Below are 25,991 nucleotides of genomic sequence, written 5' to 3'. Positions count from 1 at the left end.
TCGCGCCGCGCGGAAAGTTTCGGTAGAGAGCCCGCATGCCGTCGGGAGTCTTTCATGCGCGTTACCGCTGATCTGTGGGTGTCGGCCCTGTTGCGCCGGGTTTTCGGTGCCGGCGGATTTGCCGCCGTGGTCAAGCGCGGGGCGACGGAGGCCGGGGCTGTGTTCATCCTGGCGCGGGGCAGGCTGGGGGAAACCGCCCTCTACGGCCCGGCACCGCAGACAAGCTACGATTCGGCCAAGCCCGAGGACCGTTTTTTCAGCCTTCTCGCCGCTGGCGACGATACCGCCGTGCTGGACGCCAGACTCGAGCGCGAGAAAAAATTCGACCCCGACATCTGGGTGGTCGAGGTCGAGGCCGGGACAGTTCCCCTCGAAGAGCTTATTTCCGTGAAGACGCCCTGAGGCCCGGGACGTTCGCTTCATCGCTGTTGGAGGCCCTGCGGCTATCGCTGTTTGCCGGCGACGCGTTGCGAACCACCCTGGAGAGTGTTTCGGCCTTCCATCCCCGCACCTTGTCCAGGGCCACGTCGCGATGCAGGAGCCGGTAGCGGTCGAGATAGGTGCGGATGGCCTGCGGATGCGGGAACAGGCCGGGATAGACGGCAACCGTGATCAGGAATGCCCGGTCCTCGCTGAAGTCGAGCGAACGCAGCGCCGCGAGCAACGGGGCATAGTTCTGGTTGGCGGTCAGCGATTGCGCAACCGAGAAATCAATGTCGAGGGCGTCGGCAAGCGCGGTCTGGAAGAACGCGGCATTTCCGGTCAGTGCCGTCTCGCGCAATTTGACATAGGCATCCGCGCCCGGGAACGCATCGACCTTGGCCGCCAACGCTTCGTCGCCGGTGCGCATCATCGAGCGCAGCCTGCGCCGCGCATTCTCGGCCGCGACGCCGGGTGCCTGCTGGTCAAGCGTCTGCTGGCCGGGCGTCTGCGGGTTTGCCGCGCTGTCCGTCGTCGACGCGGCGGGGATCGGTGCCGGTGCGGTTTTGGCCTCCGGATCCCGCACCCGCACCAGGGTCGGCCTTTCGAGCGCCCTGATCAGGTCGGCAATGGTCGGGTTCAGATCCTTGCGCCGCGCTATGGCGCGCGCATGCGGCAGCCCATGCCGGCCAATCAGCGCGATCAGGTCGATATCGCTGACCGCGCGCGAGCGGATGAGCAACGGGGCGGCAATGTCGACCGGTTCTTCGCAAAGACGCCGCACCAGGGCTGCGGGCGCGTATTCGCACTCGGACAGGGCGGCTGCCACGTAACGTCGTGATTCGACCGATACATCGTCGAACAGCGGCAGCGTCAAATCTTCGAGCTGGCCGATCTCGCGGCGCGACGGTCGGGTCAGCGAGCAGAACGCCGACACGGCGGCGCGGAACAGCCTTTCGGCCTTTCCCGATTCCGTCCTTATCGCGATTTGCCTGAAGTCCGAAGATGACACGAAGGATACGCCTGACAACGGATACACGAACTTGAACATGCTCGACCGGGACTGCGCCGGTTTTGCGATTGCCCAGTCGAAACTTTCCGACCAGGGAACAAAGATCAAGTTAGCGCTGATCCGTTAGCGCTCCGTTAACCCTCTGGGTCGCTTAATCGAATTTGGAGGCGTTGCGTTGTGCTCCGGGGAAACCGAGAGGAATGCGCGAACCATGGGCATGGTACTGTCTTTCGTGCCGAGAACGGCACCGACCAATCGAGCCAAGCAAACCACCGAGATACCGGCGGCCGTGATCATATTTCCCGGCATCCGCTATGAGCGGTCCAACACCGTCGACGCGAGGCCCGCTGGTCCCGACAAGCCGGGTTCGCCACGCACGCCTGTGCCGCACCACTGAATAGAAACGCGCGGCCGGTTCGTCCGGCCTCCGTTGGCGGTCGCCTAGAAATCCTGCAGTTCGCAGGAGCTTTGATCGAGAAAGCGCGACACGACCGGCTTCCAGCTCTCGTCCGGCACGAAGCTGCGGATGACGAAGATGCCTTCGTCGATAGGCGCCTCGACGAAGATTGCCCCCTGAAGATCCTCGGGCAGGTCCTTGCGCACGTCGATCATCTGCGCCGGCGTCAGCACGACGGCATCCAGCTTCCCGCCCGTCGCCGTATGATCGTTGAAGGAATAGATATTGTGGCCGCTGCGGTCATAGACCGACACCGACCAGAACGGCACGTTTCCCGGCGCCTTGATCCGGACCATCCCTTCCTCGAGGTCGAAGCGGCAGGCCGTGGCGTAAAACAGCGGGTCGACCGATTTCACCACCGGCGCGCCGCCCGCTTCGGCATCGAGCCGGTTCATCCTGTAGAGGTCCGAGGCCATCGAGAGACGCGACCAGGCGTCACGTTCGGAGAATTCCGGCACCAGAAGCAGGACGACGATGTGGACAATGCCGGCGCCGACCAGGCCGAGCAGAACGGCATGAAGAAGCCTGCGCAACGCGGCCCGCAAACTACGCATCGCAGCCTGCCTTCACGATCCTGGGCAGCGAGACGTCCGACAGGCCGGTGCTGCTGGCGATGGGCGTGTCGTAGAAGGTCAGGACAAAATACATCCGGCCGGAGCCGTCCGTCAGCAGCCAGTTGCCCGGCATCGGGTGATGGCCGACGGAAATGACCACCGAATTGTCGGCCTGGCGCAGCACCTCGTAGGATTGAAGTGCCGCAAGCCGCGATTTGCCGGTCTCGACCACGCCCAGCGATTGATCGGCGGCATAGAGCGTCCAGAAACGCGCCGTCGGAAATCCGCCTTCGATCCTGTAGACGCATTCCCGCTTGAGCTGGTCGCCGGCGGCGTCATTTTCGGCGACGAATGACAGGCCTTCGGCGCGGCCGAGCGCCAGCACGCCCTCGCGCGCCACCCGCGCCTTGGAATAGGGGTCCGCGGCCGGCGTGCCGATGTCGGGGAAGGCGGTCCATTGGCCGATCCGGATCGCCCCGACGCCGTCCTGGATCTTCAGCGCATACCAGACGCTGGCGCCGCCTCCGCCGACGGCTATGGCAAGCGAAAGCAGCATCAGGAAGGCGTTCTTGAGCATGAAGGGCCGGGTGCACGCAGGATTGCCGTTCGGGGATATCGCGGCGCGGGGCCTTGTGGCAAGCCAGCGTGATGGATTTGCCTGTTCCGCCTTGTCCTACCGAATAGATATCACAGCGCCGAAAGCGTTTCGGGCGGGGCCGGTGCATCGAGCTTGGGTGCCGCCTGGAACAGCTTGGTCATGTCGCGCAGCGTCTGCGTGGTCCGGCTCGACAACACCGGCGGCCGTTCGGCGGCGGCGTCGGCTGCTGCCTGCTCCTCGCTCTTCTTCTGCGCCTCGGCTGCCTTGGCCGCGATCTCCTCGTCGACGAAGGGCTTGTCGATGCCGGGGATCGGCTTCAGGTCGATGTTCTGGTGCGCGTAGACCATCAGGCGCTGCCATACCATCGCCGGCAGCGAGCCGCCGGTCATGTTCTTGGTCGGCGTGAAATCATCATTGCCCAGCCACACGGCCGCCGTGTAGTTGCCGGTAAAGCCGACGAACCAGGCGTCGCGGTAGGATTGCGTCGTGCCGGTCTTGCCGGCGACGACGACGTTGGGGATTTGTGCCCGCCGCGCCGTGCCCATCACCGGCACGGCCGTCAGCATGGTGTTCATCGATTTCAGCGCCTGCTCGGACAGCACGCGGTGCGGCGGGGGGGCGTCCTTGGTCCAGTCATACACCACGTCGCCGGTGCGGGTGACGAGCTGGGTGATGCCGTGCCTGGAACCGACGAAGCCGTTCTGGGCAAACACGCTGTAGCCGGTCGCCTGGTCCATCACGGTCATGCCCGAGGTGCCGAGCACCATCGTCTTGTGCGCCTCGAGCGGCGATTCCACCCCGAAGGATTCCGCCATCGCCTTGATCGGGCCGATGCCGAGATGGTCCTTGGCCAGCCGCACCGGCACCGTGTTGATCGATTTGGCCATGGCCATGAGCAGCGTGATGTTGCCCGCCGACTCGCCGCCGTAATTGTGCGGCGACCAGTTGCCCCAGCTGATCGGCCCGCCCGAGATGATCGAATTCGGCGTGAAGCCGTGTTCCATCGCGGTCGCGTAGACATAGGGCTTGAACGACGAGCCGGTCTGCCGCAACGCCTTGGTGGCGCGGTTGAACTGGCTGGCGCCGTAGTCGCGGCCGCCGACGATGGCGCGCACCGCGCCGTTGGTCTCGATGACCACCACGGCGCCTTCGGTGACGTTGTATTCCTTGCCGAACTGGCGCAGGTGGAATTCGACCGATTCTTCCGCCGCCTTCTGGATGTTGGCGTCGAAGGTGGTGTGGGCAACCAGTGAATGCTGGCCTGGCTTGGCGATCTTCTTGACCTCGTCGAAGGCCCAGTCGAGGAAATAGTCGGGGCTCTTCTGTTCGCCGCGGTCGACGACGTCGGCGGGATGCAGCCTGGCCTGCAGCACCTGGCCTTCGGTCATGAAGCCGGAATCGACGAGATTGGACAGCACCACATTGGCGCGGGCGCGCGCCGCCGGCAGGTTGATGTGCGGCGCATATTTGGTGGGCGCCTTGAACAGGCCCGCCAGCATCGCCGCCTCGGCGAGGTTCAGATCCTTGACGCTCTTGCCGAAATAGAAGTCCGCCGCCGCCTCGATGCCGAACGTGCCGCCGCCCATATAGGCACGGTCGAGATAGAGCTGCAGGATTTCCTTCTTCGACAGATTGGCTTCCAGCCATAGTGACAGGAAGGCTTCCTTGATCTTGCGTTCGAAGGTGCGCTCATTGGTCAGGAACAGGTTCTTGGCCAACTGCTGGGTGATGCTGGAGCCGCCCTGGACGACCGAATTCGCCCGCACATTCTCGAAGATCGCGCGCGACAGGCCGAGCACGTCGATGCCGTAGTGATCGAAGAAGCGGCGGTCCTCGGTGGCCAGCACCGCCTTGATGACGTGGTCGGGCATCTCGTCGACCGGCACCGAGTCGCGTTGGATGATGCCACGCTGGCCGATTTCGTTGCCGTAACGGTCGAGGAAGGTGACGGCGAAATCGCCCTGGGCGCGCCAGTCGCCGGCTGTGTCCTGGAACGCCGGGATGGCCAGCGCCAGCATCACCACCATGCCGCCGGCGCCAAGCGTGAAACCTTCGCTCAAAAGTTCGATGAGGCCCCGGCGCCAGCCTTTCAGGCGGAAACGCCGCGAGAAGATCGTCGCGGCTTCCCAGAACTCGCGCGCCTTGAAACCGATTTCGTAGAGCGAGGAATCGAGCCAGGCGTCCAACGCCAGAAGGCGCGACGCGATGGGACCTCTTCTCTTGCGCGGTTCAGGGCTGACCATTCAAAAAACCCGGCTCGGCTCTGGCGCGACCTGAAAACCGCAAGCGGGCAATTTCAGGGCGGCACCTGTCCGACTATTCATCCATTTTGCCGACACCCACAAGGGCGGCGGGGACACAGGAGCAGTGATTGTTGGTGTTACTAGACCGGCAAGGCCACGGACACCTCCAGAACAGCCGGCTGGCCGGGTTCAGATCGGCGGGGTCATCCTGTCCGGGCTGGTAAGGCGGCTGCGATCGTAGCCCGCAACAAGACCCGCGCGCCGGTGATCGCGTCCGCGGGCTCCACATATTCCGCCTCATTGTGGCTCAACCCGTCACGGCACGGCACGAAGATCATCGCCGAAGGCGCCACACGGGCGATGAACAGCGCGTCGTGGAACGCGCCTGATATCATCTCTTTGTGGGGCAACCGCAGGGAATTGGCGGCATCCTCGATGATCTTGATCATGTCGGCGGAGAACGCTGCCCCCGGCATGTCGAACGACCGGCTGATTGTGGCCGAGCAATGCTGGCTCTCCACCTCCGCGGCGCAGACCGCGCGCACCTCTGCCTCGATGGCATCGAGCCGCTCCGGCCGTGGGTGCCTGAGATCCACCGTGAAAGTCACGGATTGCGGGATGGCGTTGATCGATCCCGGTTGAGCCGATATCCGCCCGACCGTCAGCCGGGCGCTGCCGTCGAGCGGCATGATCGTCGTCTGCAGCCTGTGTATCGCGGCGATCGCGGCGACCATCGGGTCCCGGCGATAGGCAAGGCCGGTCGTACCGGCATGGCCGGCACTGCCCTCTATACAGACCTCCAGCCAACGCGTGCCCTGGACGGCGGTGACGACGCCGATCGGCGTCAGTTCCTTTTCGAGCGACGGTCCTTGTTCGATATGCAGTTCGATATAGCCTGATATCGGCATGCCGGTCCGGCGAAGCTTCGCCTCCGGCAAGGCGGCGATCGTTGCCGCGAGCTCCGTTGCCAGGGAGGAGCCATCGGCGCCGATGATCGATTTCCAAGCGGCGGTATCCGCACCGGTGAACGCCATGGAGCCCATGACGCCCGGCGCGAAACGGCTGCCTTCTTCATTGGCCCAGGCAACCACCTCGATCGGCCTCCGGGTTTCAACGCTCGCGTCCTCCAGTGCTTCGAGCGCTTCGAAGGCGCAAAGCGTGCCGAGCGCGCCGTCGAAACGCCCGCCGGTCGGCTGGCTGTCGAGATGGCTGCCGATCATCAGCGGCGGCAGCACGGCATCCGAACCTTCGCGGCGGATGAAGAGGTTGGCGATGCCGTCCTGAAAGACAGTGAAGCCGCGCGCCAGCGCCAGTTCCGCAAGCAGGCGCCGGGCACTGCGGTCCTCGCTGCTGAACGCCTGCCGGTTGACGCCGCCGGCCGGTGTCGCGCCGATCCGGGCAAAGGCGTCGAGCCGTCCAAGCAGCCGCTCGCCGTTGATCTCGGGCACCAAAGTCACCGCTTGAGGCCGCCTATGAAGGCTCTCACCCTTTGCGGATCGACGTCGTTCCACCAGACGCCGTCATATTTCAGGGAACTGGCGACGATGACGCCGTCGACGATGCCGAGGATGTCGTTGGCATTGTCGGGCGTCACGCCGCTGCCGACCAGCGTCGGCAGTCCGGCGGCTTCCTTGATCATCCTGATATAGCTGAGATCGGCGGCGTGGCCGGTGCGCTGGCCGGTGGCGATCACCGCGTCGGCGTCGAAGAACACCAGGTCCTTGACCTGTTCCTCGACCGGCCGGTCGCCTACGATGGCATGGGCGCCGTGCTTGACATGGGCGTCGGCGAAGATGCGGATGCCGTTGGCCCGAAGCCTGGCGCGGAACCGCATGGCGCGTGCCGCTTCGCCCTCGATGAAACCCTCATTGGCGACATAGGCGTTGGCCCATTGATTGACGCGCACGAAGGATGAACCGGAGGCGCTGGCGATCGAAAGAGCCGGGATGGAGGCATTGGCGAGCACGTTGATGCCGACCGGCCGGCCCAATTCCCGACGGATGCGATCGGAGACGACGGACATGTAGGCGGAGGTTTCCGGCCCGATGTCGTCGGGCTTGGCAAACGGCACGTCGCCGTGATTTTCGACGATCACGCCATCGCAGCCGCCATCGAGATAGGCTTTCGCGTCGTCGAGGCCGCGCTGATAAATGGCCTCCACCGCCTCGCCGTCATAGCGCGGCGCGCCGGGCAGGGGGGCGAGGTGAACGACGCCGATCGCCACCTTGCTCCTGCCGAAGATCGACCGCAGCGCGTCGTCCGTCACCTGTTTGGAGCCGATGGCCTTGGGAGATTTTGTCATGCCGTTTCCGCTTCCGTCGTTTCCATGAGTGTTTTCATTTCCCGCCTGTCGGGGCAGGATTGGAGAGTGCCGGCGCGTCCGACCGAGATGGCCGCGGCGCGAACCGCGATCCGCGCCGCTTTGGCGAGCTCGATGCCGGCAGCGAGACATCCGGCGAGGCAGCCGCAAAACACATCGCCGGCGCCGCTGGTGTCGATCACCGCCACCTTGGGCGCGGCGATCCGTTCGACATGTCCTTCGCCATCGGCCACCAGGCAGCCCTGCGCACCAAGCGTCACGATTGCGGCGGCGGCCCCTTGGCGGATCAACGCGCGGGCCGCCTCGGAAGGCTCCGCCGCCGATGTCAAAAGCTCCGATTCGCCGGCATTGGCGACAACCAGGCTGACGTCGCGCAAATCCGGCACCGAGCCGGGCGCGAGCGGGCTGGGATTGAAGATGGCAACCGCTCCGGCGCCACGTGCCGCCCGCAGGCAAGCCGCTGTTACATCCGGATCGAGATTGCCCTGCAACACCACGATGTCGCCGCGTCCGATCGATGCCGCGAAACCGCCATCCGCCAGCGGATCGAAGGCCTCGGCGCAACTGGCGCCGGTGACGATGAGGTTCTCACCGCGCGCATCGACCATGATCGTCGACCGGTCGCTGGGCAGCGGCAGATCAGTCAGATGGCCGATATCGAGTTCCCGGCTGAGTTGTTCTTTTATCCAGGCTCCGGCGGCATCGCTGCCGACCGCCGCATGGAAGCGAACATCGGCGCCGGTGCGGGCGGCGGCCACCGCCTGGTTCGCGCCCTTGCCGCCAAGGCCGTCGGCATGGTGCGACGCGTTCAACGTTTCGCCCGGCTGCGGGAACCGGTCCAGCCGAAACGTCGTATCGACGCAGACATTGCCCACGACATGGACGCGCATGGCTCAATCCCTGGAGGTCGCCCAGCCCAGCATCTGTTCGAACAGCGTCTTGTAGCCGTTCCAGGCGATGAAGCCTGGCGGCAGCCAGTGCGGGCCGACATCCGAAGTCCAGGCCAGCGTGCGGCCCTTGCCGTACTTGCCGGTGACCAGCAGCGGCAGCGAGCGATAGTCGGAGGAAACGGTGGCCAGGACCTCGGCGCCGTCCTTGACGGTGACCTCGTTGAAGCCGAGCAGGATCGGCCAATCCTTGCCGAGGCCCTTGAGGATCGGATGGTCCTGCGAGCCGACAACGACAGGCGTGAATGCTTCGGGAACCTCGACGCGGTCGTCCACCGGCAGGCAGGCGACCGGCAGGACGTCCTCGACCGGCGTCTTGTGGTAGCGCGCGCCGCCGTTGATGCCCTGGAAACTGTAGTAGCCACCGAACATCAAAAGGCCGCCGCCATTGCCGACATAGTCGCGCAACAGGCGCAACCGGTTCGGCGTTGGCTTGGAGTGGACCCAGGTGTCGGGGTGCAGCAGCAGCGTGTTGGCGCCGATATCGGAGAGCACGACCGCGTCATATGCAGAAAGCGCCTCCATGGTCTGCGGAAAGTTCCGCTGCGCCTCATGCGCCGGCATGAAGGTAACCTCGAACGGACCGTCCTTCAGCGCGGTGAGCAATTCATCGGCGCCGGTGTGATAGGTCACGGTCGGGAACTGGTCAAAGCCCTTGATATGGGTCGCGGTCGAGACCCAGGACTCGCCTGCGAGAAGAACCTTCTTCCTGGACATGTATGCTCCTTGCTGCTTGGGGCCGCGGCTCAGAGGCCCGCGGCGAACACGGTCTTTGGGTTGTCGATGAGCATGCGGTCGATCGCCGCTTGCTCGACGCCATGGCGTTTGAGCCTCGGCACGAAATGCTTGAGGATGAAACCGTAGCCGAAGCCGCCGAAGCGGGTCAGCATGATTTTCAGGAAGACGTCCTGCGACAGCAGGATCCGATCGACCAGCCCCATGTCGATCAGCGAACGGATCGCCTGCGCGTTCTGCTCGTCGGACGGCGATTGCGCGTCCTGGTCGGCGTAGTAGAAATCCATGCCGATCATGTCGTATTCCAGGAAGGCGCCGCGCGCGGCCAGGCTTTTCTGGTAGCCGAGATCATTGTGGCTCGGGTTCATGTGGCAAAGCACGGTATGCCTGAGATCGGCGCCTTCGGCCTCGACCACATCGAGCACCTCATGCGCCAGCCGCTCCCAGCCGGGCAGATGGATGGTCAGCGGCACGCCGGTTATCCGGGCGGCGCGCGCCGAGGCCCGCAGCGACTTGCGCTCCTCGTCGGTGAAATCCTTGCTGACGCCGACCTCGCCGATGATGCCGGCCATGATCTCGGGCTGCGTCGCGCCGCCGCCGACATCGTTGACGAGGAATTCGGTGACGTCGTCGACATCCATCGCCTTCAGCCAGTCGGGGTGGGTGTGCTGCAGGTAGAAACCGGTGCCCATGACGATGCGCAGGCCGGAGGCGCGGCCGATACGCGCCAGCTTCACCGGGTCACGGCCGATGCCGATATTGGTGGCGTCGACCACGGTGTGGCCGCCAAGCGCACGGTATTTCGCCAGTTCCGAAAGCGCCAGGTCGCTGTCGTCGAGCGAGACGTTGTCGCGGTTCATATAGGGGTTCATCCGCAGCTCGCCGATGATCTCCATGCTGACCGGCTGCTCGGCGATCTTCTTCTCGTCGGGATGGCAGGGGCATTTCCAGGACGTCGCACCGTCGAGCAGGATATGCTCGTGCATCAGCGTCACGCCCATGTCGGCGATCGCCACCGGGCCGGTAACGGTCATCACCGTGCCGGAACGGACACCGATCGGCGCCCGTTCCCTCGGCTTGTCGTCGAACAGGTGATCCATATCAGCGGCTCCGCACCGCGCCCTTGAACAGGCGGAAATTCAGCCAGATGGCAATGAGGATGATCGTACCGGTGACGATCGGGGTGAGGAATGGCGACATATGCGCCAGGATCAGGCCGTTGCCGATGACCGCGACGGTGAGGGCGCCAAGCACGGTGCCGACGATCGTGCCGCGCCCGCCGAAAAGGCTGGTGCCGCCGAGCACCACGGCTGCGATGACGTCGAGCTCGAAGCCCTGGCCGGAGTTCGAGGAACCGGACCCAAGTCGCGCCGCCAGAATGATGCCGGCCGAGGCCGCCGCCATGCCAGACAGGATGTAGACGAACAGCGTCATGAAACGCGTATCGACACCGGCGCGGCGAACCGCCTCGGTATTGGCGCCGATGCCGGTGACATAGCGGCCGAACGGCGTCTGGTTGAAGGCGAGATAGGCGACGATCAGCACGGCAAGCGCCAACAGCGCCGGCACCGGCACGCCGAGGAACCAGGCCCGGCCGATGCTGACGAAGAAGCTCGTCGGCTCGACCGGGATCGAATAGCCGCCGGTGATCAGCAGCGCGACGCCGCGGATGACGGAAAGACCGGCCAGAGTGACGATGAAGGCCGGGATACGCTCATAGGCGATGAAGAAACCCTGGAGCGCGCCGATCGCGGCACCCAGAGCCAGCATGGCCAGCACGACCAGCGGCCATGGCAGGCCGGCCTGCAGCAGGACGGCCGACAGCGTCGCCGCGAGCGCCAGCACGGAGCCGACCGACAGATCGATGCCGCCGGTGGTGATGACGAAGGTCATGGCCGCCGCGACGATCAGCAGCGGCGCCGACTGGCGCACGATGTTGAGCAGGTTGGGTGTCGTCAGGAAGGAACCGGTGATCAGCGAGAAGACCACGCAGACGGCGATGAAGAACAGCGCGATGGAGACGACGCTGCCATTGGCGAGCGCCACGTCCTTCCAGCCGCTCTTGCGGACGCGGCTGGACGGCGAGGTTGCCATATCTGCGGACGGGGAGGTGGCGTTCATGGCTGGACCGCCTCATCACGGCTGGCGCGCGCCGAACGCGCGTTGAATTTCCGGCCGACGATCAGGTTGACGACCTCCTCGATGCTGGTCTCGCCGATCTTGCGTTCAGCGACGTTGCGGCCTTCATACATGACCTGGATGCGGTCGCAGACCAGGAACAGATCCTGCAGCCGGTGGGTGATCAGGATGACGCTGACGCCACGGGCGCTGACCGTGCGGATCAGTTCAAGCACCGCTTCGACTTCCGCCACGGCAAGCGCCGCCGTCGGCTCGTCCATGATCAGCACCGAGGGATCGAAGGAGGCGGCGCGGCCAATGGCGATCGACTGGCGCTGCCCGCCGGAGAGGTTCTCGACCTTGAGCCTGGTGTCGGCGATGACGATGCCGAGCCTGTCGAGCATGGTGCGCGTCTCGTCATGCATACGCCTGTTGTCGAGAAAGGGGACGCCCAGAACGCGCCGTCGCGGTTCACGGCCGAGAAAGAGATTGCCCGCGACATCCACCGTGTCGCAGAGCGAAAGGTCCTGGTAGACCATCTCCACCCGCGCGGCGCGGGCATCGGCCGGCGACGAGAAGGAGACGGCCTTGCCGTCGATCTCGATGCTACCGGAATCCGGAATGACCGCTCCGGACAGGACCTTGCTCAGGGTCGATTTGCCGGCGCCGTTGTCGCCGACCAGACCGAGCACCTCGCCGGGCTTTAGATGCAGTGAAACATCGTCCAGGGTCTGGATGGGGCCGTATCGTTTGGAAATACCGGTCATCCTGACGCGGTAGGTCTCGCCATCGCTCATCATGGTTCCAGTTCTCAACGCGGCATGTTCAATTGGTCGCCGAGCCGCGCAACGACCTTCCAGTCGATGCGAGGCCCGGCGGTCTGGAGAGGATCTTACTTGAACATGTCCTTGAACTGGCCGACATTTTCCTTGGTCACGATGGTGACCGGAACATTGATGATCGGATCGATCTTCTCGCCCTTCTTGAGCTTGCCGAAGGCTTCGATGGCGGCCTTGCCCTCACCAGCCGGATCCTGCTGGACGACCGCGATGACCCAGCCCTCTTCGAGGCCCTGTACCGCCGACTTGGTCAGGTCCCAGCCGAACACCTTGACGTCGCCGGTGCGGCCCTGGCTGGTAACTGCGGAAACCGCGCCGAGCAGGGCGGGCTCGCCGGTGGCATAGAGCGTCGTCATGTCGGCATTGGCCGTCATCAGGTTCTCGGAGGCCGAGAGCGCCACGTCCTGCACGTTCTGGCCATCGACCGTGTCGAGGAAGGTGACTTTCTGGCCGCTGTCGGTGACGGCCTTCTTGAAGCCGTCGAGGCGCTGGTTCTGGATGAACGAATTAAGCGCGCCGACGACGCCGATCTTGGCTGTCCCGTTGAGCTTGGTCTTGACGTAGTCGGCATAGAATTTGCCGATGTCCTCGCCGGCCTTGGTGTTGTCGACGCCGACGAAGGCGACGTTGTCACCGTCTGGAATCTGCGCGTCAATGGCGATGACGGGAATGCCGGCGGCCTTCGCCGCCGTGACCGCAGGCTTCACACCGTTGACATCGATGGCGACGAGAATGATGCCGTCGACCTTCTGGGTGATGTAGTTCTCGATCGCGTCGTTCTGCGCGCTCGGCACGTTGTTGGCGTTGAAGATGACGAGGTCGACGCCGGCGGCCTTCGCGGCGGCCGTCGCGCCGTCATTGATCTGGTTGAAGAACAGGGCCTGCTGGTTGATGGTGACGAGCGCATAGGTCTCTGCCATGGCGGAAGCAGTGCCGAGGGCGAGGGTCATGGCGATGGCTGCCGCGCAGCCTGAAAGGATCTTGGTAAGACGCATTCCGGTTCCCCTTGGTTTTGCGAAAAAGGCCCTTGATCGGGCTCACATGGCGCTGAGCGCACAGGCATAATTCAAGATACTTGATTTCTTGTCAAGTCACTTGAATTAGCGCCAGCGAAGGGAAAGCAGGATCAGAATGTCGCCGGCGTATTCACCCAGAAAATGCTGGCGCGTTGATCGCCGACATTGCGGTACCAGTGCGGCAGTTCGGAGTTGAAAACGAAGGAATCGCCGGCCGTCAGGCGAAACGTCTTGTCGCCGACCATCAGCTCGATGGCGCCTTCCAGGAGATAGCCGACTTCCTCGCCGGCATGCTGGATCGGGCCGGCGCTTTCACCGCCCGCCTCGATATGATGAATGTTGCATTGAAGGAGATGGCCCGGCGAATAGGGAATGACCCGCTCCAGCGAAATGCCTTCCCCGCGCCGCAGCGGATCAAGCGCGATCAGCGGCCGCGCGCCGGCCCGAAAGACGATGCCTTCCTCGCCGTCGGCCTCCTCGAACATCCAGCCGATATTGGTGCCGAGCACCTCGACCAGCCGGTGGAGCATGGGCAGCGAGGGCGATACCTTGCCGTTCTCGACCTTGGAAAGCAGGCTCTCGGAGCAGTTGGCGGCGGCGGCCAGCGCCTTCAGGGTCAGGCCGCGCGTCTGCCGGGAGAGTTTCAGCCGCGTGCCGAGCCGCAGGAGGCTGGTGGCGCTCGAGCGCTCGTCGCTGCCCTTGCTGTTGTGAGTATCGATCTTGTTCATTGGGGGGACGCGAACATCTCCGCTGGTTGGGCCGACTCGTAAAACCGATCCCGGGCGTTGTCCATCCTTGTGAAAAGCGGACAACGCGTCGGAGCGGAATCACGGATTCATCCAGCAGGCGTCGCGCCCGCTTTCTTTAAACCGCGAGAACGGCGGTGCTTAGGCCGGTTCGCGCTTCAGCGCCTGCGCCATGCAGTGAATGCCGCCGCCGGTCTTGGAGATTTCGCTCATGTCGACGGCGGCGACCTCGAAGCCGCGCGCCTTGAGTTTTTCGATCAGCGTCTTCGAGGACGTCGGCGCGATCACCCGGTCCTTGCCGAGCGACATGAAGTTGCAGCCGAGCGCCATCGTGTCCTGGAAGGGAACGTCGATGATCTCGTGGCCCTTGCCTTTCAGCCAGTCGACGATACCGGGTTCGGTGCAGGCGAGGCAGACGGCGGTCAGCTTCTCGGCGATCGGCACCACCATCAGGTCGATATGGACGTAATATTCGTCGATGAAGGCGATACGGGTTTCCCAGCCTTCCTTCTCGAACCAGGACTGCACCTGGCGTGCGCCTTCCTCCTGCGTGCGGGCGCCGCCGCAGCCGATCAGCACCACGCCGTCCTCGATGACGTTGAAGTCGCCGCCCTCGAACGTGCCTGCCGTCACCATGTCGTAGATCGGGATGCCGAGTTTTTCATAGGTGCGGATGGCGGCATAGTTCTCGCCGCGCCGCCACCAGTTGGCCATGGCGGTGATGAAAGCGCCGTAGGGCGTCATCACGCTGGAATCGCGGGAGTAGACCTGCATCGGCAGTTCCGGCGTCGGCTCATGCCAGTGGATGTTGACGCCGAAATGCTCGTAGGCGGCGACCAGGTCCTTGTGCTGTGCCTGCGCGATCTGGACGTTGCAGGGTGCCTCACGCAGGTGTTTGCGCGACAGCGAACTGGTCGACAGATGACGCAGGAAATTGGGCGAGCCGAGCAGCACGTCGGTCAGCACATCGGTCTCGTTGGCGAAACCCCACGATGTCAGCGGCTTGGTGCCGCCGTTGGGATTGCGGCGCTGCAGCGAAAACGGCTCGGCGACGATGCGGTCATGAACGGTCATGCGGTTCTCCTCGTGGCTTGTTCTCAAGAATTGGTCGGTCGCGCATTGCTTGGTATCCACCAGTCGCGTCCGCGCGGCGTGGTGACATATTCGGGCCAGCGGAAGTTGACCGGCGGCTCGTAGTCGCAAAGCGGCGCGATCCAGTTGGAACCGCCGATGCCGCCTCCGGTACGGGTGGCGAACTCGCTCATCGCCTCCTCGCGGGCGGTTTTGTCTTCGAGCAGGCGCAACGCCGTCAGCGCAACCGTCCTGGCCGCGCAGATGACCATCGGATCGATCGTCGCCGGAATGCCGCCCAGCGCATTCATCACCCAGGCCGGATAGGCGTGGCCGCTTGCCGAGCGTAGCGCAGGGCGCGCGACATAGAAGCGCGCGGTCGGCGCGTGCCAGCTCATGTCGGTGTAGTCGTCGGAGGTTGAATTCACCTGCGAAGGCGGCAGGTCGCGGCGCAGGATCGCCTCGGCCTCCTGCGGCGCTATCAACCGCTCCAATTCGTCGATGAACGGATTCTCGGTCGCTGTTCCGCCGGCGTTGACCTGGATTTCGCGCGCGATCGCTCTTGCCGCCTCGTCCCAACGCGGCGGCCCGACCGTCGACAGGGCTTGATAGGCGATCCCGGCCATGGCGTGGTTCGCCAGTCCCGGCCGCGACTTCGACACCCAGTGCCGTTCGTAGCGGCAGCCGCTGATAGCGGCCGCGGCGGCGGCGTTGCGGTCGAGCACCGCGGTGACCTGCTCGGCCATGCCAATGGTAGGCACGCGGATCATGTACTGGATTTCGGCAAGGCCCGCCGGCAGATTGTCGGCCGTGGCCTGACCAGCCGTCAGGATCGCCTCGCTGATCGACCAGCCGCCCTGGTGCGGCAGCATGGAATCGCGCAACGCCTTGGAGGCCATGTACATGGTCATCAGCGCGTCGTTGGCGCCCGGTGCCCTGACCGCCGAATGCGCCTGCGGGATCGGTGCGCCGTCGCCTGCCCGAACCCAGTTTTCGGGTTCGTCGCAGACGAAGCGGTAGATCATCGCGTAGGCGGCGCCGCAATGCGTGTCCCAGCGCGCCGTGTTGCAGAGCGGCAGCATGTAGAAGGGGTGGAATGAGATCATGCCGGCAAGGCCGTCATAATAACCCTTGGCGGCATGGATCGGCTTCGAACCGCGCACCTTTTCGGCCGGCTCGCCGGTAAAACGCAGCGTGCCTTGGATGTCGTGGCGCTGCATCGCGGCCTTGGTGGCAAGCAGTCCGCCGAGACTTGCCATGCCGAGCCCCGAATGCGGATCGGTGTGGCCGCCGGCTTCGACGCCGAGCCCAGGCCTCGGCTGCCTGACCGTCACCGCGTCCTGGCAGTTGCCGGGCACGGCGTCGTATTCGGCATACATGCCGACCGTCGGTCCCGCGCCATTCGTCCAGTGGGCGCAAAAGGCTGTCGGCATGCCGCCCGAGCCTTCCTCGACCGAAAATCCCTCGCGTTTCAGCCGATCGATGTACCAGGCCGCCGATTGATATTCGCGCCAGGCGGTCTCGCCGAAATCGAAGATGGTGCGTGTCCAAGCCGACAGCAGGGGCTGGATGCCGTCGAGGCAGGCAAGCGCGGTCTCTTGCGCCGATGTCGTCACCGGTTTGTCCATGCTTTAGAAGAAAGCAGTGAAGCGGCTCGCCAAAAAGTGATATGTTTTCCCGTTTCGTGCAAATTCGGTTCACCTCTTGAGAATTCCTTCGACACAGGCGCTGCGCGCACTCGACAGTTTCGCCAGGCATGGCAGCGTCTGGCGCGCCGCCGATGAACTGCATTTGACCCGCAGCGCCGTCTCGCACCAGCTTCGGCTGCTCGAGCGCGACCTTGGCTTCGATCTTCTGCAACGCATCGGCAAGGGCGTGGCGCTCACGCCGCGCGGCCAGCGCTACGCGGCCGATGTCAGGAAGGCGCTCACCGTGCTCGGTGATGCGGGGACGCAAAACAGCGGTGCCGGCGTCGGTGGTTCGTTCGCGATTTCCTGTCCTCCGGGTTTCGCCTCGATGTTCCTGTGCTCCCATATCGGCGAGTTCCAGCAAATGTATCGGGACGTGGCGCTCTCGATCCTGACGCCTCGCCGCCTCGATGACGTCAGCAATCCGGAGGCCGATGCCTTCATCGCCTTTGGCGTCGGCAACTGGCCGAACCGGGCGGTGGAACTGCTCTGCGAAGTCCACTTCACGCCGCTGTGCAGCCCGACGCTGCTCAACAAGGTCGGCGGATTTTCCAAGCCCGCCGACGTGCTGCGCGCCAATTTGCTGCATCTGGGCGACACAGAGGACTGGGCACGCTGGCTGGCGCTGTCCAAGGTGGAAAATCCCGATACGGAAGGCGGCATCTTCTTTTCCGACATGAACCTCGTCTTTTCGGCCGCGGTCGCGGGGCAGGGGATTGCCATGGGCGACGAACTGACCGGCCGAAGGGCGCTGAGCGAAGGCCGTCTGGTCAAGCCGTTCGAGGCCTCGGTCCCCTCGCCACGCTCGTATTTCCTGGTCTTCGAGCACGCCAAGGCGGGACATCCGGTGCTCAATGCCTTCAGCGACTGGCTGCGGGCGAAGCTGTCGGAGAACAGGCTATGATAGTCCCGTCGACGGACCTCGGAGGGAAATAGACAACGCCTCCCGTCTCGCAGACGTGAATCAAATTTGCCGATCAGGCGAAAACTATTCGGTTGCGGTGAGCCGCCAGCCTGCCTACGATTTCTGCCGGGGACTGAGGAAGAGGCAGGATGCAGCAACCCGGCCGGGCCGCAGAGATCAAGGCAATCGGAATCGGCAAGAGCTTCGGCTCGTTCCGTGCGCTGGACAATCTGTCACTCAACATCGGCCGCGGCGAGTTCCTGACGTTGCTTGGCCCCTCCGGCTCGGGCAAGACGACTTTCCTGATGATCCTGGCCGGCTTCGTGCAGCCGACAGAGGGCAAGCTCCTCAGCGACGGCACCGACATCACCGACCGCCCGGCCGAACAGCGCGCCGCCGGCATGGTTTTCCAAGGCTATGCGCTGTTCCCGCATATGAGCGTCGAGGCCAACATCGCTTTCCCGCTCAAGGTGCGCAAGAAATCGGCCACCGAAATCAAGAAGCGCGTCGGCGAGATGATCGAGCGCGTCGGTTTGGTCGGCCACGAGAAGAAGTTGCCGTCGCAGCTTTCCGGTGGCCAGCAGCAGCGTGTGGCGCTGGCCCGCGCGCTGGTGTTCGAACCGGGCGTGCTTTTGCTCGACGAGCCGTTTTCGGCGCTGGACAAGAGCCTGCGCGGGCAGATGCAGGCGGAAATGAAGCGTCTGCACCAGGAGACCGGCACCACCTTCGTCTTCGTCACCCACGACCAGAGCGAGGCGCTGGCGCTGTCGTCGCGCGTCGCCATATTCAATCACGGCAAATTGCTGCAGGTCGGCGCCCCGGACGAGGTCTATGACCGGCCCGACAACCGCTTCGTGGCCGAGTTCCTCGGTGAGATCAACATGCTGCCGCTGAAGGGGGTCAAGCCCGCCGACAACGGCTCGACCGGCCTCTGTGAGGATCGCGCCGTCAGCATGCATTGCAAGGCCGAGAAAGTCCGCGGCGACGCCATCCTGGCGATCAGGCCCGAACATATGTCGATCGCGCGCGAGGCCGCCGCCGGAGAGAACGGCATCGCCGCGACGGCAATCGCCTCGACCTATCTTGGAGCGGCGACCAAGCTCGACCTGACGACGCGCCAGGGGGCAAAGGTGACCGTCTCGGTGCCTAACGAAGTCGCCGCGGCGGCGTTGAGCAAAGGCAATTCCGTCTGGCTGACCTGGCCGGCGGAGAAGGGTTTCCTCCTCCCTGAAGGAGGACAATGAGCACCGGCGCGGCCTGAGCCGCCGCACCGGCTTCCGGACTGAAATCAACGACAAAAAGGGGAACTGACATGAACGATACCAAGAAAAATGCCATTGAAAGCCTGTCCGCCAGGGCAGGGCGCGGCGAGATTTCACGCCGCCAGTTCGCGCAGCTCGCAGGCCTCGTGCTTGCCGGCACGCCGATGCTGCTGCGCTCGACCGGCGCTCTCGCCCAGGCCAAGGAACTGGTTTTGGTGAACTGGGGCGGCGACGCCATCACGGCCTACGATGCCGCCTATGGCCAGGCCTTCACCAAGGACACCGGCATCACCGTCAAGATGGACGGATCGGGACCGACCGAAGGCGCGATCGCCGCGCAGTCCAAAAGCGGCGCCCCGACCTGGGACCTCGTCGACGTTGACCCGTTCTCGGCCATCACGCTCGGCGCGCAAGGCATGCTCGAGCCGATCGACTACAATATCGTCGACAAGAAGAAGATGCGGCCGGGCTTTGGCTGGGACTATGCCGCCTCGACCTATTTCTTCTCCTATGTCATCGCCTACGATTCGCAGAAATACGGCAAGGATGCACCGACCGGCATGGCCGACTTCTTCGACGTGAAGAAGTTTCCCGGCAAGCGGTCCCTTTACAAATGGGGCGTGTCGAGCTGGGAAGCGGCCCTGCTGGCCGACGGCATCGCACCGGCCTCGCTCTATCCGCTCGATCTGAAGCGCGCCCATGACAAGATCGCGGCGTTCAAGGAGAACGTCGTCGCCTATTGGGGCGGCGGCGCCGAAAGCCAGAGCGTGCTGCTCAATGGTGAGGCCTCGATGGCGATCGTCTGGTCGACCCGCGCTTCGCTGATCGAGCAGGACTCCGGCGGCCAGATCAAGTTCATCTGGGACCAGGGCCTGATCTCGCCCGGCGCGCTCGCCGTGTTGAAGAACAACCCCGGCGGCAAGGACGCGGCGATGAAGTTCATCGCCAGCGCGCAGGATCCGGAAAAGCAGCTCGTCATGTTCGACAAGCTCGGCCAGGGCCCGGCCAATCCGGCCGCCGACGCTCTGGTTCCCGCCGACAAGAAGCGCATCAATCCGGTCGATCCCGACAACATGAAGAAGCAGATCCCGCTCGACATGGATTGGTACGCCAAGAATTACGGCGCCGCGCTCGACGAATACACCAAGATCATCTCCGCCTGAGCCGGCGGGATGCTGATCTGAGATGAGAGGCACTCTCTCCGACAGGATGGGCGCGGCGCTGTTGATGGCGCCGCTGCTCCTGTTTCTCGTCCTTGCCTATGCCTGGCCCTTCCTTGGTGTCGTGAAGTGGAGCTTCACGCTGCCGACACCGGGGCTTGGCCAGTATCAGGCCTTGATCACCGACGATCTGGTCCAGTCGGTGTTCATCCGCACGCTGCGCATCGCGGCGATCGTCACCGTGGTCTCCGTCGCCGCCGCCTATGCGATCACGGTTGTCTGGGTGCGCGGCACACCAGCCCAGCGCCTCATCGCTGAATTCTGCATCCTGGTGCCGTTCTGGATCTCCGTGCTGACACGCGCCTTCGGCTGGGTGGCCTTGCTGTCGAACCGCGGCCTGATCAACACCTGGTTGCAGTCGATCGGCTTCATTTCCGAACCGCTGACCCTGGTGCGCAACGAGTTCGGCGTCGTCGTCGGCATGACGCATTTTCTCATTCCTTTCGCCGTCTTCCCGCTGGCGTCGGCCATGCGCAGCCTGGACGAGCGGGTGCTGCTTGCCGCGCGCGGGCTGGGCTCCAGCCGCATGCGCACCTTCTGGACGGTGTTCGTGCCGATGACGCGCTCCGGCATCATCGGCTCGGCGATGATCGTCTTCGTCTTCTCGCTGGGTTTCTTCGTCACGCCGGCGATCCTCGGCGGCGGCCGCAGCGTCATGATCGCCGAACTGATCTATCTCAGGATTTTCCAAAGCCCGGACTGGGGGCTGGGCGCGGCAATCAGCGTCGTGCTGGTGGTGTTCGTGGGTGCCCTGATGGCGCTCTTGTTCCGCTACGTCAAACCCAAGCAACTGGTGTAGCGCGATGCCGACCTATCGCCCCGGACCAGTCTCGCTGATCCTCGCCGTGCTGGTGGCGCTGTTCCTGCTTCTGCCCTTGCTCGCCGTCATCCCGGTGTCGCTGACGCCGAGCCGCATGCTGGCGATGCCGACGGGTGAACTGTCGCTGCGCCACTATCGCTCGCTGATCGAGGATCCGCGCTGGATCCAGTCGATCCTGCTCTCGATCCGCATCGGCATCGTCTCCAGCGCCATCTCCACCGTGCTTGCGCTCTGCTTCAGCCTCGGCGTCTGGATGTTCCAGCCGCGCTTCACCGCGACGCTCGTCGGCTTCGTGCTGTTGCCGATGGTGGTGCCTCCGGTGGTCTCCGCGGTGACGCTCTACTTCCTGCTCACCTCGATCTCGGGCGTCAGCTCCTTCTTCGGCTATGACACCTGGCTCGGCGTTGCCATGGCGCATTCGGTGATGACGGTGCCTTTCGCGACGGTGCTGATCCTGGTTTCGCTCAGCCAGCTCGACCGGCGCATCGATCTTGCCGCGCGGGGCCTCGGCGCCAGTGTGTGGGAACGCGCCACCCGTGTCATCATGCCCAATATCAAGTTCGGCATCGTCACCGCTGCGCTGCTTTCTTTCGTGCTGTCCTGGGAAGAGATCGGCGTCACCCTGTTCATCACCTCGGTCAACGCCATCACGCTGCCGCGCCTGATGTGGATGGGCCTGCGCGACAACATCGATCCGGCCATCGCGGCGCTCTCGGTGATCCTGATCATCATCACCGTGCTGGTTCTGGCGGTGCGGAGCTTCGTGGTCAGGGTGCGCCGCGGGAGCGAGCCGCTCTAGACGAACCGCACCGAGACGTGGCCGAACATGCCGAGATCGCCGATGACTTCGTCACCGGCCTCGACAGCGATCGGCGTCACGCAGGTGCCGGTGATGACGATCTGTCCCGGCTGGGCGGTTATGCCCAGGCCCGATAGCTCATTGACGAGCCATGTCAGCGCGATACGCGGGTCGCCCAGCACCGCCGCGCCCGTACCGTTGTGCCGCGATTTGCCTGAAACGACGCCGGTGACGGAGTGCTCCGCGAGGTTCACTTCGCGCCATTCGGCTCGCGTGGGCTCGCCGATGACGAACAGATTGGCGCAGGCATTGTCCGCGATGAGCTGTGCCGCGCCGACGGCGCAGAAGTCGTTGTAACGCGAGTCCGGTATCTCGATTGCCGGGTGCAGGGTCGCGACGGCGTCCATAACCTCGGCGATTTCAAAGGGTGTTGGGCGCGGCGGCAGCGCGCGGCCGAACCGGAAAGCGAATTCGATCTCGGCGACGCGCATCTTGCTCGTCGCGAGCGAGACGCTTCCTCCAACCTCGACCGCTTTTTCGGCGAGCAGGCGCCCTGCCATCGGGCCCTCGACATTGATATGCTTTTGCCCGGCCAGGCTGGTTGCCGCGATCTTCCAGCCGAAAAGCGCCGCCGCAGAGCGATCCATGACATGGGCCTGGATGGCGTAACCGTCAGTCCGCGTCTTCGGCCGCACCGGCTCGGGTATGGCATCGAGATGGGTGCCATCATCCCAATGGCCTACCAGCAAACGCGACGCGGCCTGGGCCTTTTCCCGATCGAGCATGATCAATTCCCGAAATCTGGCCCGCTGTCGGGCGTTGATGATGCTTGCGGTGCGCAACCGGTATCCGCTATGGCGCATTCGCCGACGAGATTGTCGGCAAGTCGTATTTTCGAGATCATCGGCATTCATCATCGAGACGACGAATCGACAAAACGTGTCCGTGCGGCAAATGGCTATATATGGCAAAGCGTCTAGAACGCGGAAGAGCTTCTGGCAAGCAAGGGTCGGCGGCGCAACAGGCGAGGGGAAGAACGATGACCGCGCCCGGTGATCTGCAGCAGGCCCTGTTCCTCAGGCTGAAAAGCGACGCAGCGCTGTCGGCGCTGCTGGGCGGCGCGGGACTGCTCGAACGGGCAACCGACAACGCCGCCTTTCCCTATGTGACTTCAGGCCAGACTTCGGCCTTTGACTGGGACACCGGCGCCGAGAACAACGACGACCAGTTGATCACTTTCCATGTCTGGTCGAAGGCGCATGGCGAAACCGAGACGTTGGCGATCATCGATGCCATCAAGGCGCGGCTTGCCGGGGCGGTGCTGGTCGTGGGTCCGCGCGGCCAGACGCGGCTGTCGCTGGAATTCACCGAGGCCCGATATGATGAGGAGCTGCTTGTCCATCACGGCCTGCTGCGATTCCGTGCGCTGACGCAGGAAAACGCCTGACGCGCTTTCAATATCACCAAAACGGAGTCTAGACTGGGCTTTCGCGGGTTTCGCCGGCGGGACGGTGAAATTCAGGTGTCTGTCTCGCGTTGCAGGGGTGTGGCGAGCATGGTTTCAGGGTCGTTCACTGTTCATTTCACGTTCAGCACAGATGCGTTACAACGCCGACCATGAAAACGCTTCGCTCCCATTTCCGAACCGCGACCCTGGCGCTTAGCGCCGCCGGGCTGTTTGCGTCACAGGCGATGGCGATGCCCGTCATTGCTCCCGACCAGCCCAGCCCTATCGTCCTGGCCGCGTCCGATTGCTACGCGATCGGTCAGCAGGTGGCCGAGCAGAATGGCGGGACGCTCGCCAAGGCCTCGCAATCGACGCGTGGCGGCCAGCCGGTCTGCGTCATTGTCGTGCTCGTGCCCGGCAAGGACGGGCAGCGTCCGCGCCGCTCCGAAATCGTGGTTCCGCAGAACTGACGCGGTCTTCGCCTCCGTTTCCCAGGCCGGCGGAATCGGCCTATATCTGAAACCATCGGTCAACAGGCAGTGGTCCCCGCATGCGCGTACTCGTCGTCGAGGATGACAAGGATCTCAACCGGCAGATTTCGGATGCGCTGGTCGATGCCGGCTATGTCGTCGACCGTGCCTTCGACGGCGAGGAGGGCCATTTCCTCGGCGATACCGAGCCATACGATGCCGTTGTGCTCGATATCGGCCTGCCGCAGATGGACGGCATCAGCGTGGTCGAGCGCTGGCGTCGCGGCGGCCGCAAGATGCCGGTGCTGATCCTGACCGCGCGCGACCGCTGGAGCGACAAGGTGTCCGGCATCGATGCCGGCGCCGACGATTACGTCACCAAGCCGTTCCACATCGAGGAGGTGCTGGCCAGGGTCCGGGCCTTGATCCGCCGTGCCGCCGGCCATGCCTCGTCGGAACTGACCTGCGGGCCGCTGCGTCTCGACACCAAGGCTTCGAAGGCCGATGTCGACGGCGTGCCGCTGAAATTGACCTCGCATGAATTCCGGCTGCTTGCCTATCTGATGCATCACATGGGCGAGGTCGTTTCGCGCACCGAACTGGTCGAGCATCTCTACGATCAGGATTTCGACCGCGATTCCAACACGATCGAGGTCTTTGTCGGGCGGCTGCGCAAGAAGATGGGCATCGACATGATCGAAACCGTGCGCGGCATGGGCTACCGCATGCGTGAGCCGGAGGCGTAAGGCGGAACCGCTCCCTACCAACCCGACCGTGGGCAGACGGCTGTCGCTGCGCGTATGGCCGCGCTCGCTGACGTTTCGCGTCATCGCCTTCTCCACCGTATGGGCGATCCTGACCCTGGTCGTCATCTTCACCTTGATCACGACGCTCTACCGGCAAGCCAGCGAGCGGGGTTTCGACAGCCTGCTGTCGGCGCATCTGTTCAACCTGATCGGCTCCATCGGCATTTCCGACAGCGGCGCGCTGACCGGCTCTCCCGATCTTGGCGACCTGCGATTCTCGGAGCCGAATTCGGGCTGGTACTGGTCCGTCGAGCCGGCTTCGGAAGGTGTGCATGGCGATCTTCACTCGTCGTCGATGACCCGGACCATCCCGTCGCCGGATGTGGTGGATGTGCCCTTCAACGCCAATTTCCAGCGCAGCTATACCGCGCAGGGCATCGACGGCGAGGAACTGGTCGTGTTCGAGAGCGAATTCGTTCTCGACGCCAAGAACCGAGCCGCGCGCTTCCGCGTCATGGGCAACAAGAGCGAATTGGAGCAGGAAATAGCCACCTTCCAGCGCCGCTTGCTGACCTATCTCAGCCTGTTCGGCATCGGCATGATCGCTATCAACGCCGTCGCCATCCTGCTCGGGCTGCAGCCGCTACGCCGCGTCAGGAACGCACTTGCCATGGTGCGCGAGGGCACCGCGCAGAAGCTGGACGGGCGCTTCCCGGCTGAGATCGAACCCTTAGCCAACGAAACCAACGCATTGATTGAAAACAACAAACGCATCGTCGAGCGTTCGCGCACCCAGGTCGGCAATCTGGCCCATTCGCTGAAGACACCGCTCGCCGTTCTGCTCAACGAAGGCCGGGCGCTGGGCGGCCCCAAGGGGCAATTGATCGCCGAACAGGCCGCCTCGATGCAGAAGCAGGTCGAGCACTATCTGCAGCGCGCCCGCGTCGCGGCGCAGCGCGACAGCGTCGTCTACCGCACGCCGGTGGCACCACTGGTTCAGCGCATGGTGCGCGTTCTGCAGAAACTCAACCCGCAGACCAGCCTGTCGCTTTCGCTGCCGGCCACCGAGATCGTCTTTGCCGGCGAACGCGAGGATCTCGAGGAACTGCTTGGCAACCTTCTCGAGAATGCGATGAAATGGGCAAGGAGCGCCGTGTCGGTCACGGTTGCACCCTTGGCCGGCGGCACTGACAATCTGTTCGAGATCAGCATCGACGATGATGGTCCGGGCATTCCCGAGGACAAGGCGCGCGAAGCCATGAAGCGCGGACGCCGCCTGGATGAGACAAAACCGGGAACGGGCCTGGGCCTTGCAATTGTTGCCGACCTCGTCAACGAGTATGGCGGCGGCCTGGCGCTGGAACGGTCCGGCATGGGCGGGTTGAAGGCGGTGGTGCGACTGCGGAGCCTTCAGTGATGCCTTGTCGGGACAATCGACACCAGGGGGCGGCGCATGCTATGGCGGCATATCGACTGACCTCGGACTGCTGGCAGCGGCCAAATTTCCGACAAATATCAATACTATGGCCACGCGGGATGACGCGGCCCCCGGCGCATCC

27 protein-coding genes are annotated in these 25,991 nt (G+C 64.2%); 11 read left to right on the top strand and 16 right to left on the bottom strand.

What is annotated here, in order from left to right:
• The first annotated feature begins 54 nt into the window (after nucleotides 1-54).
• Nucleotides 55-402, top strand: a complete 348-nt coding sequence (locus tag FJ967_RS15825) for a DUF1491 family protein (RefSeq protein WP_140732753.1) — start codon at nucleotides 55-57, stop codon at nucleotides 400-402.
• Here FJ967_RS15825 and FJ967_RS15820 read toward each other — a convergent pair.
• Entirely contained in the window at nucleotides 380-1,432 is a 1,053-nt protein-coding gene (locus tag FJ967_RS15820; RefSeq protein ID WP_140732752.1) for a hypothetical protein, read from the bottom strand. The two genes, FJ967_RS15825 and FJ967_RS15820, sit on opposite strands and share 23 nt — an antisense overlap.
• 211 nt (nucleotides 1,433-1,643) lie before the next feature.
• Between FJ967_RS15820 and FJ967_RS15815 the strand changes: the two genes are divergently transcribed.
• On the top strand, nucleotides 1,644-1,829 hold the full coding sequence (locus tag FJ967_RS15815) for a hypothetical protein (RefSeq protein WP_140732751.1): 186 nt from the start codon (nucleotides 1,644-1,646) through the stop codon (nucleotides 1,827-1,829).
• Between the two features lie 44 nt (nucleotides 1,830-1,873).
• Here the strand turns inward: FJ967_RS15815 and FJ967_RS15810 are convergent, their stop codons facing one another.
• The 14 genes from FJ967_RS15810 to FJ967_RS15745 form a co-directional block, all read right to left on the bottom strand.
• Nucleotides 1,874-2,443, bottom strand: a complete 570-nt coding sequence (locus FJ967_RS15810) for a DUF1254 domain-containing protein (protein WP_140732750.1) — start codon at nucleotides 2,441-2,443, stop codon at nucleotides 1,874-1,876.
• Nucleotides 2,436-3,020 carry a DUF1214 domain-containing protein gene (locus FJ967_RS15805; protein WP_140732749.1) on the bottom strand — a complete coding sequence of 195 codons (585 nt, stop codon included), beginning with the start codon at nucleotides 3,018-3,020 and terminating at the stop codon, nucleotides 2,436-2,438. Before FJ967_RS15805 ends, FJ967_RS15810 begins: the two co-directional genes overlap by 8 nt.
• Before the next feature lie 110 nt (nucleotides 3,021-3,130).
• Nucleotides 3,131-5,284 carry a penicillin-binding protein 1A gene (locus FJ967_RS15800; protein ID WP_140732748.1) on the bottom strand — a complete coding sequence of 718 codons (2,154 nt, stop codon included), beginning with the start codon at nucleotides 5,282-5,284 and terminating at the stop codon, nucleotides 3,131-3,133.
• 203 nt (nucleotides 5,285-5,487) lie between these two features.
• Nucleotides 5,488-6,741, bottom strand: coding sequence for a Zn-dependent hydrolase (locus FJ967_RS15795; RefSeq protein WP_140732747.1), 1,254 nt, complete (start codon nucleotides 6,739-6,741; stop codon nucleotides 5,488-5,490).
• On the bottom strand, nucleotides 6,738-7,586 hold the full coding sequence (locus FJ967_RS15790) for a BtpA/SgcQ family protein (RefSeq protein WP_140732746.1): 849 nt from the start codon (nucleotides 7,584-7,586) through the stop codon (nucleotides 6,738-6,740). The genes FJ967_RS15795 and FJ967_RS15790 overlap by 4 nt, the downstream gene beginning before the upstream one ends.
• Nucleotides 7,583-8,494: a ribokinase gene (locus FJ967_RS15785; RefSeq protein WP_140732745.1), complete on the bottom strand. Its 912-nt coding sequence runs from the start codon at nucleotides 8,492-8,494 to the stop codon at nucleotides 7,583-7,585. The genes FJ967_RS15790 and FJ967_RS15785 overlap by 4 nt, the downstream gene beginning before the upstream one ends.
• Nucleotides 8,495-8,497: 3 nt before the next feature.
• Complete coding sequence (locus tag FJ967_RS15780) at nucleotides 8,498-9,268, bottom strand: glutamine amidotransferase (RefSeq protein ID WP_140732744.1); 771 nt, start codon at nucleotides 9,266-9,268, stop codon at nucleotides 8,498-8,500.
• Between the two features lie 29 nt (nucleotides 9,269-9,297).
• Complete coding sequence (locus FJ967_RS15775) at nucleotides 9,298-10,386, bottom strand: phosphotriesterase (RefSeq protein WP_140732743.1); 1,089 nt, start codon at nucleotides 10,384-10,386, stop codon at nucleotides 9,298-9,300.
• A 1-nt stretch (nucleotide 10,387) separates the two neighbouring features.
• Nucleotides 10,388-11,380, bottom strand: a complete 993-nt coding sequence (locus tag FJ967_RS15770) for an ABC transporter permease (protein WP_140732860.1) — start codon at nucleotides 11,378-11,380, stop codon at nucleotides 10,388-10,390.
• A gap of 23 nt (nucleotides 11,381-11,403) precedes the next feature.
• On the bottom strand, nucleotides 11,404-12,201 hold the full coding sequence (locus FJ967_RS15765) for an ATP-binding cassette domain-containing protein (RefSeq protein WP_140732742.1): 798 nt from the start codon (nucleotides 12,199-12,201) through the stop codon (nucleotides 11,404-11,406).
• 95 nt (nucleotides 12,202-12,296) lie between these two features.
• Nucleotides 12,297-13,238 (bottom strand): substrate-binding domain-containing protein, encoded by a 942-nt coding sequence (locus tag FJ967_RS15760; RefSeq protein WP_140732741.1) that lies wholly within the window; start codon nucleotides 13,236-13,238, stop codon nucleotides 12,297-12,299.
• 131 nt (nucleotides 13,239-13,369) lie between these two features.
• Nucleotides 13,370-13,987 (bottom strand): cupin domain-containing protein, encoded by a 618-nt coding sequence (locus FJ967_RS15755; RefSeq protein WP_140732740.1) that lies wholly within the window; start codon nucleotides 13,985-13,987, stop codon nucleotides 13,370-13,372.
• A gap of 159 nt (nucleotides 13,988-14,146) precedes the next feature.
• Nucleotides 14,147-15,079 (bottom strand): dimethylarginine dimethylaminohydrolase family protein, encoded by a 933-nt coding sequence (locus tag FJ967_RS15750; protein ID WP_140732739.1) that lies wholly within the window; start codon nucleotides 15,077-15,079, stop codon nucleotides 14,147-14,149.
• 23 nt (nucleotides 15,080-15,102) lie between these two features.
• On the bottom strand, nucleotides 15,103-16,704 hold the full coding sequence (locus FJ967_RS15745; RefSeq protein ID WP_181175897.1) for an amidohydrolase: 1,602 nt from the start codon (nucleotides 16,702-16,704) through the stop codon (nucleotides 15,103-15,105).
• A 76-nt stretch (nucleotides 16,705-16,780) separates the two neighbouring features.
• Between FJ967_RS15745 and FJ967_RS15740 the strand changes: the two genes are divergently transcribed.
• The 5 genes from FJ967_RS15740 to FJ967_RS15720 all read left to right on the top strand — a co-directional run bounded on the left by FJ967_RS15740 (nucleotide 16,781) and on the right by FJ967_RS15720 (nucleotide 21,769).
• Nucleotides 16,781-17,668: a LysR substrate-binding domain-containing protein gene (locus FJ967_RS15740; RefSeq protein WP_140732737.1), complete on the top strand. Its 888-nt coding sequence runs from the start codon at nucleotides 16,781-16,783 to the stop codon at nucleotides 17,666-17,668.
• Between the two features lie 149 nt (nucleotides 17,669-17,817).
• Nucleotides 17,818-18,912: an ABC transporter ATP-binding protein gene (locus tag FJ967_RS15735; protein ID WP_140732736.1), complete on the top strand. Its 1,095-nt coding sequence runs from the start codon at nucleotides 17,818-17,820 to the stop codon at nucleotides 18,910-18,912.
• 68 nt (nucleotides 18,913-18,980) lie between these two features.
• Nucleotides 18,981-20,093 carry an ABC transporter substrate-binding protein gene (locus tag FJ967_RS15730; RefSeq protein WP_140732735.1) on the top strand — a complete coding sequence of 371 codons (1,113 nt, stop codon included), beginning with the start codon at nucleotides 18,981-18,983 and terminating at the stop codon, nucleotides 20,091-20,093.
• Between the two features lie 22 nt (nucleotides 20,094-20,115).
• Nucleotides 20,116-20,949 (top strand): ABC transporter permease, encoded by an 834-nt coding sequence (locus FJ967_RS15725; protein ID WP_140732734.1) that lies wholly within the window; start codon nucleotides 20,116-20,118, stop codon nucleotides 20,947-20,949.
• Between the two features lie 4 nt (nucleotides 20,950-20,953).
• Nucleotides 20,954-21,769 (top strand): ABC transporter permease, encoded by an 816-nt coding sequence (locus FJ967_RS15720; RefSeq protein ID WP_140732733.1) that lies wholly within the window; start codon nucleotides 20,954-20,956, stop codon nucleotides 21,767-21,769.
• Here FJ967_RS15720 and FJ967_RS15715 read toward each other — a convergent pair.
• Nucleotides 21,766-22,554 carry a fumarylacetoacetate hydrolase family protein gene (locus FJ967_RS15715; RefSeq protein ID WP_140732859.1) on the bottom strand — a complete coding sequence of 263 codons (789 nt, stop codon included), beginning with the start codon at nucleotides 22,552-22,554 and terminating at the stop codon, nucleotides 21,766-21,768. The genes FJ967_RS15720 and FJ967_RS15715 overlap by 4 nt on opposite strands.
• Before the next feature lie 254 nt (nucleotides 22,555-22,808).
• Here FJ967_RS15715 and FJ967_RS15710 point away from each other — a divergent pair, with 254 nt between their 5' ends.
• The 4 genes from FJ967_RS15710 (at nucleotide 22,809) to FJ967_RS15695 (ending at nucleotide 25,849) form a co-directional block, all read left to right on the top strand.
• Nucleotides 22,809-23,216 (top strand): DUF3168 domain-containing protein, encoded by a 408-nt coding sequence (locus FJ967_RS15710; RefSeq protein ID WP_140732732.1) that lies wholly within the window; start codon nucleotides 22,809-22,811, stop codon nucleotides 23,214-23,216.
• A 170-nt stretch (nucleotides 23,217-23,386) separates the two neighbouring features.
• Nucleotides 23,387-23,686 (top strand): hypothetical protein, encoded by a 300-nt coding sequence (locus FJ967_RS15705; protein WP_140732731.1) that lies wholly within the window; start codon nucleotides 23,387-23,389, stop codon nucleotides 23,684-23,686.
• An 80-nt stretch (nucleotides 23,687-23,766) separates the two neighbouring features.
• Nucleotides 23,767-24,432: a response regulator transcription factor gene (locus FJ967_RS15700; protein WP_023800820.1), complete on the top strand. Its 666-nt coding sequence runs from the start codon at nucleotides 23,767-23,769 to the stop codon at nucleotides 24,430-24,432.
• Nucleotides 24,416-25,849 (top strand): ATP-binding protein, encoded by a 1,434-nt coding sequence (locus FJ967_RS15695; RefSeq protein ID WP_140732730.1) that lies wholly within the window; start codon nucleotides 24,416-24,418, stop codon nucleotides 25,847-25,849. The genes FJ967_RS15700 and FJ967_RS15695 overlap by 17 nt, the downstream gene beginning before the upstream one ends.
• Nucleotides 25,850-25,991: the final 142 nt, after the last annotated feature.

It is taken from the genome of Mesorhizobium sp. B2-3-4 (assembly GCF_006442315.1).
GTDB lineage: Bacteria > Pseudomonadota > Alphaproteobacteria > Rhizobiales > Rhizobiaceae > Mesorhizobium.
This window is presented reverse-complemented; position numbering and strand designations above follow the sequence as displayed.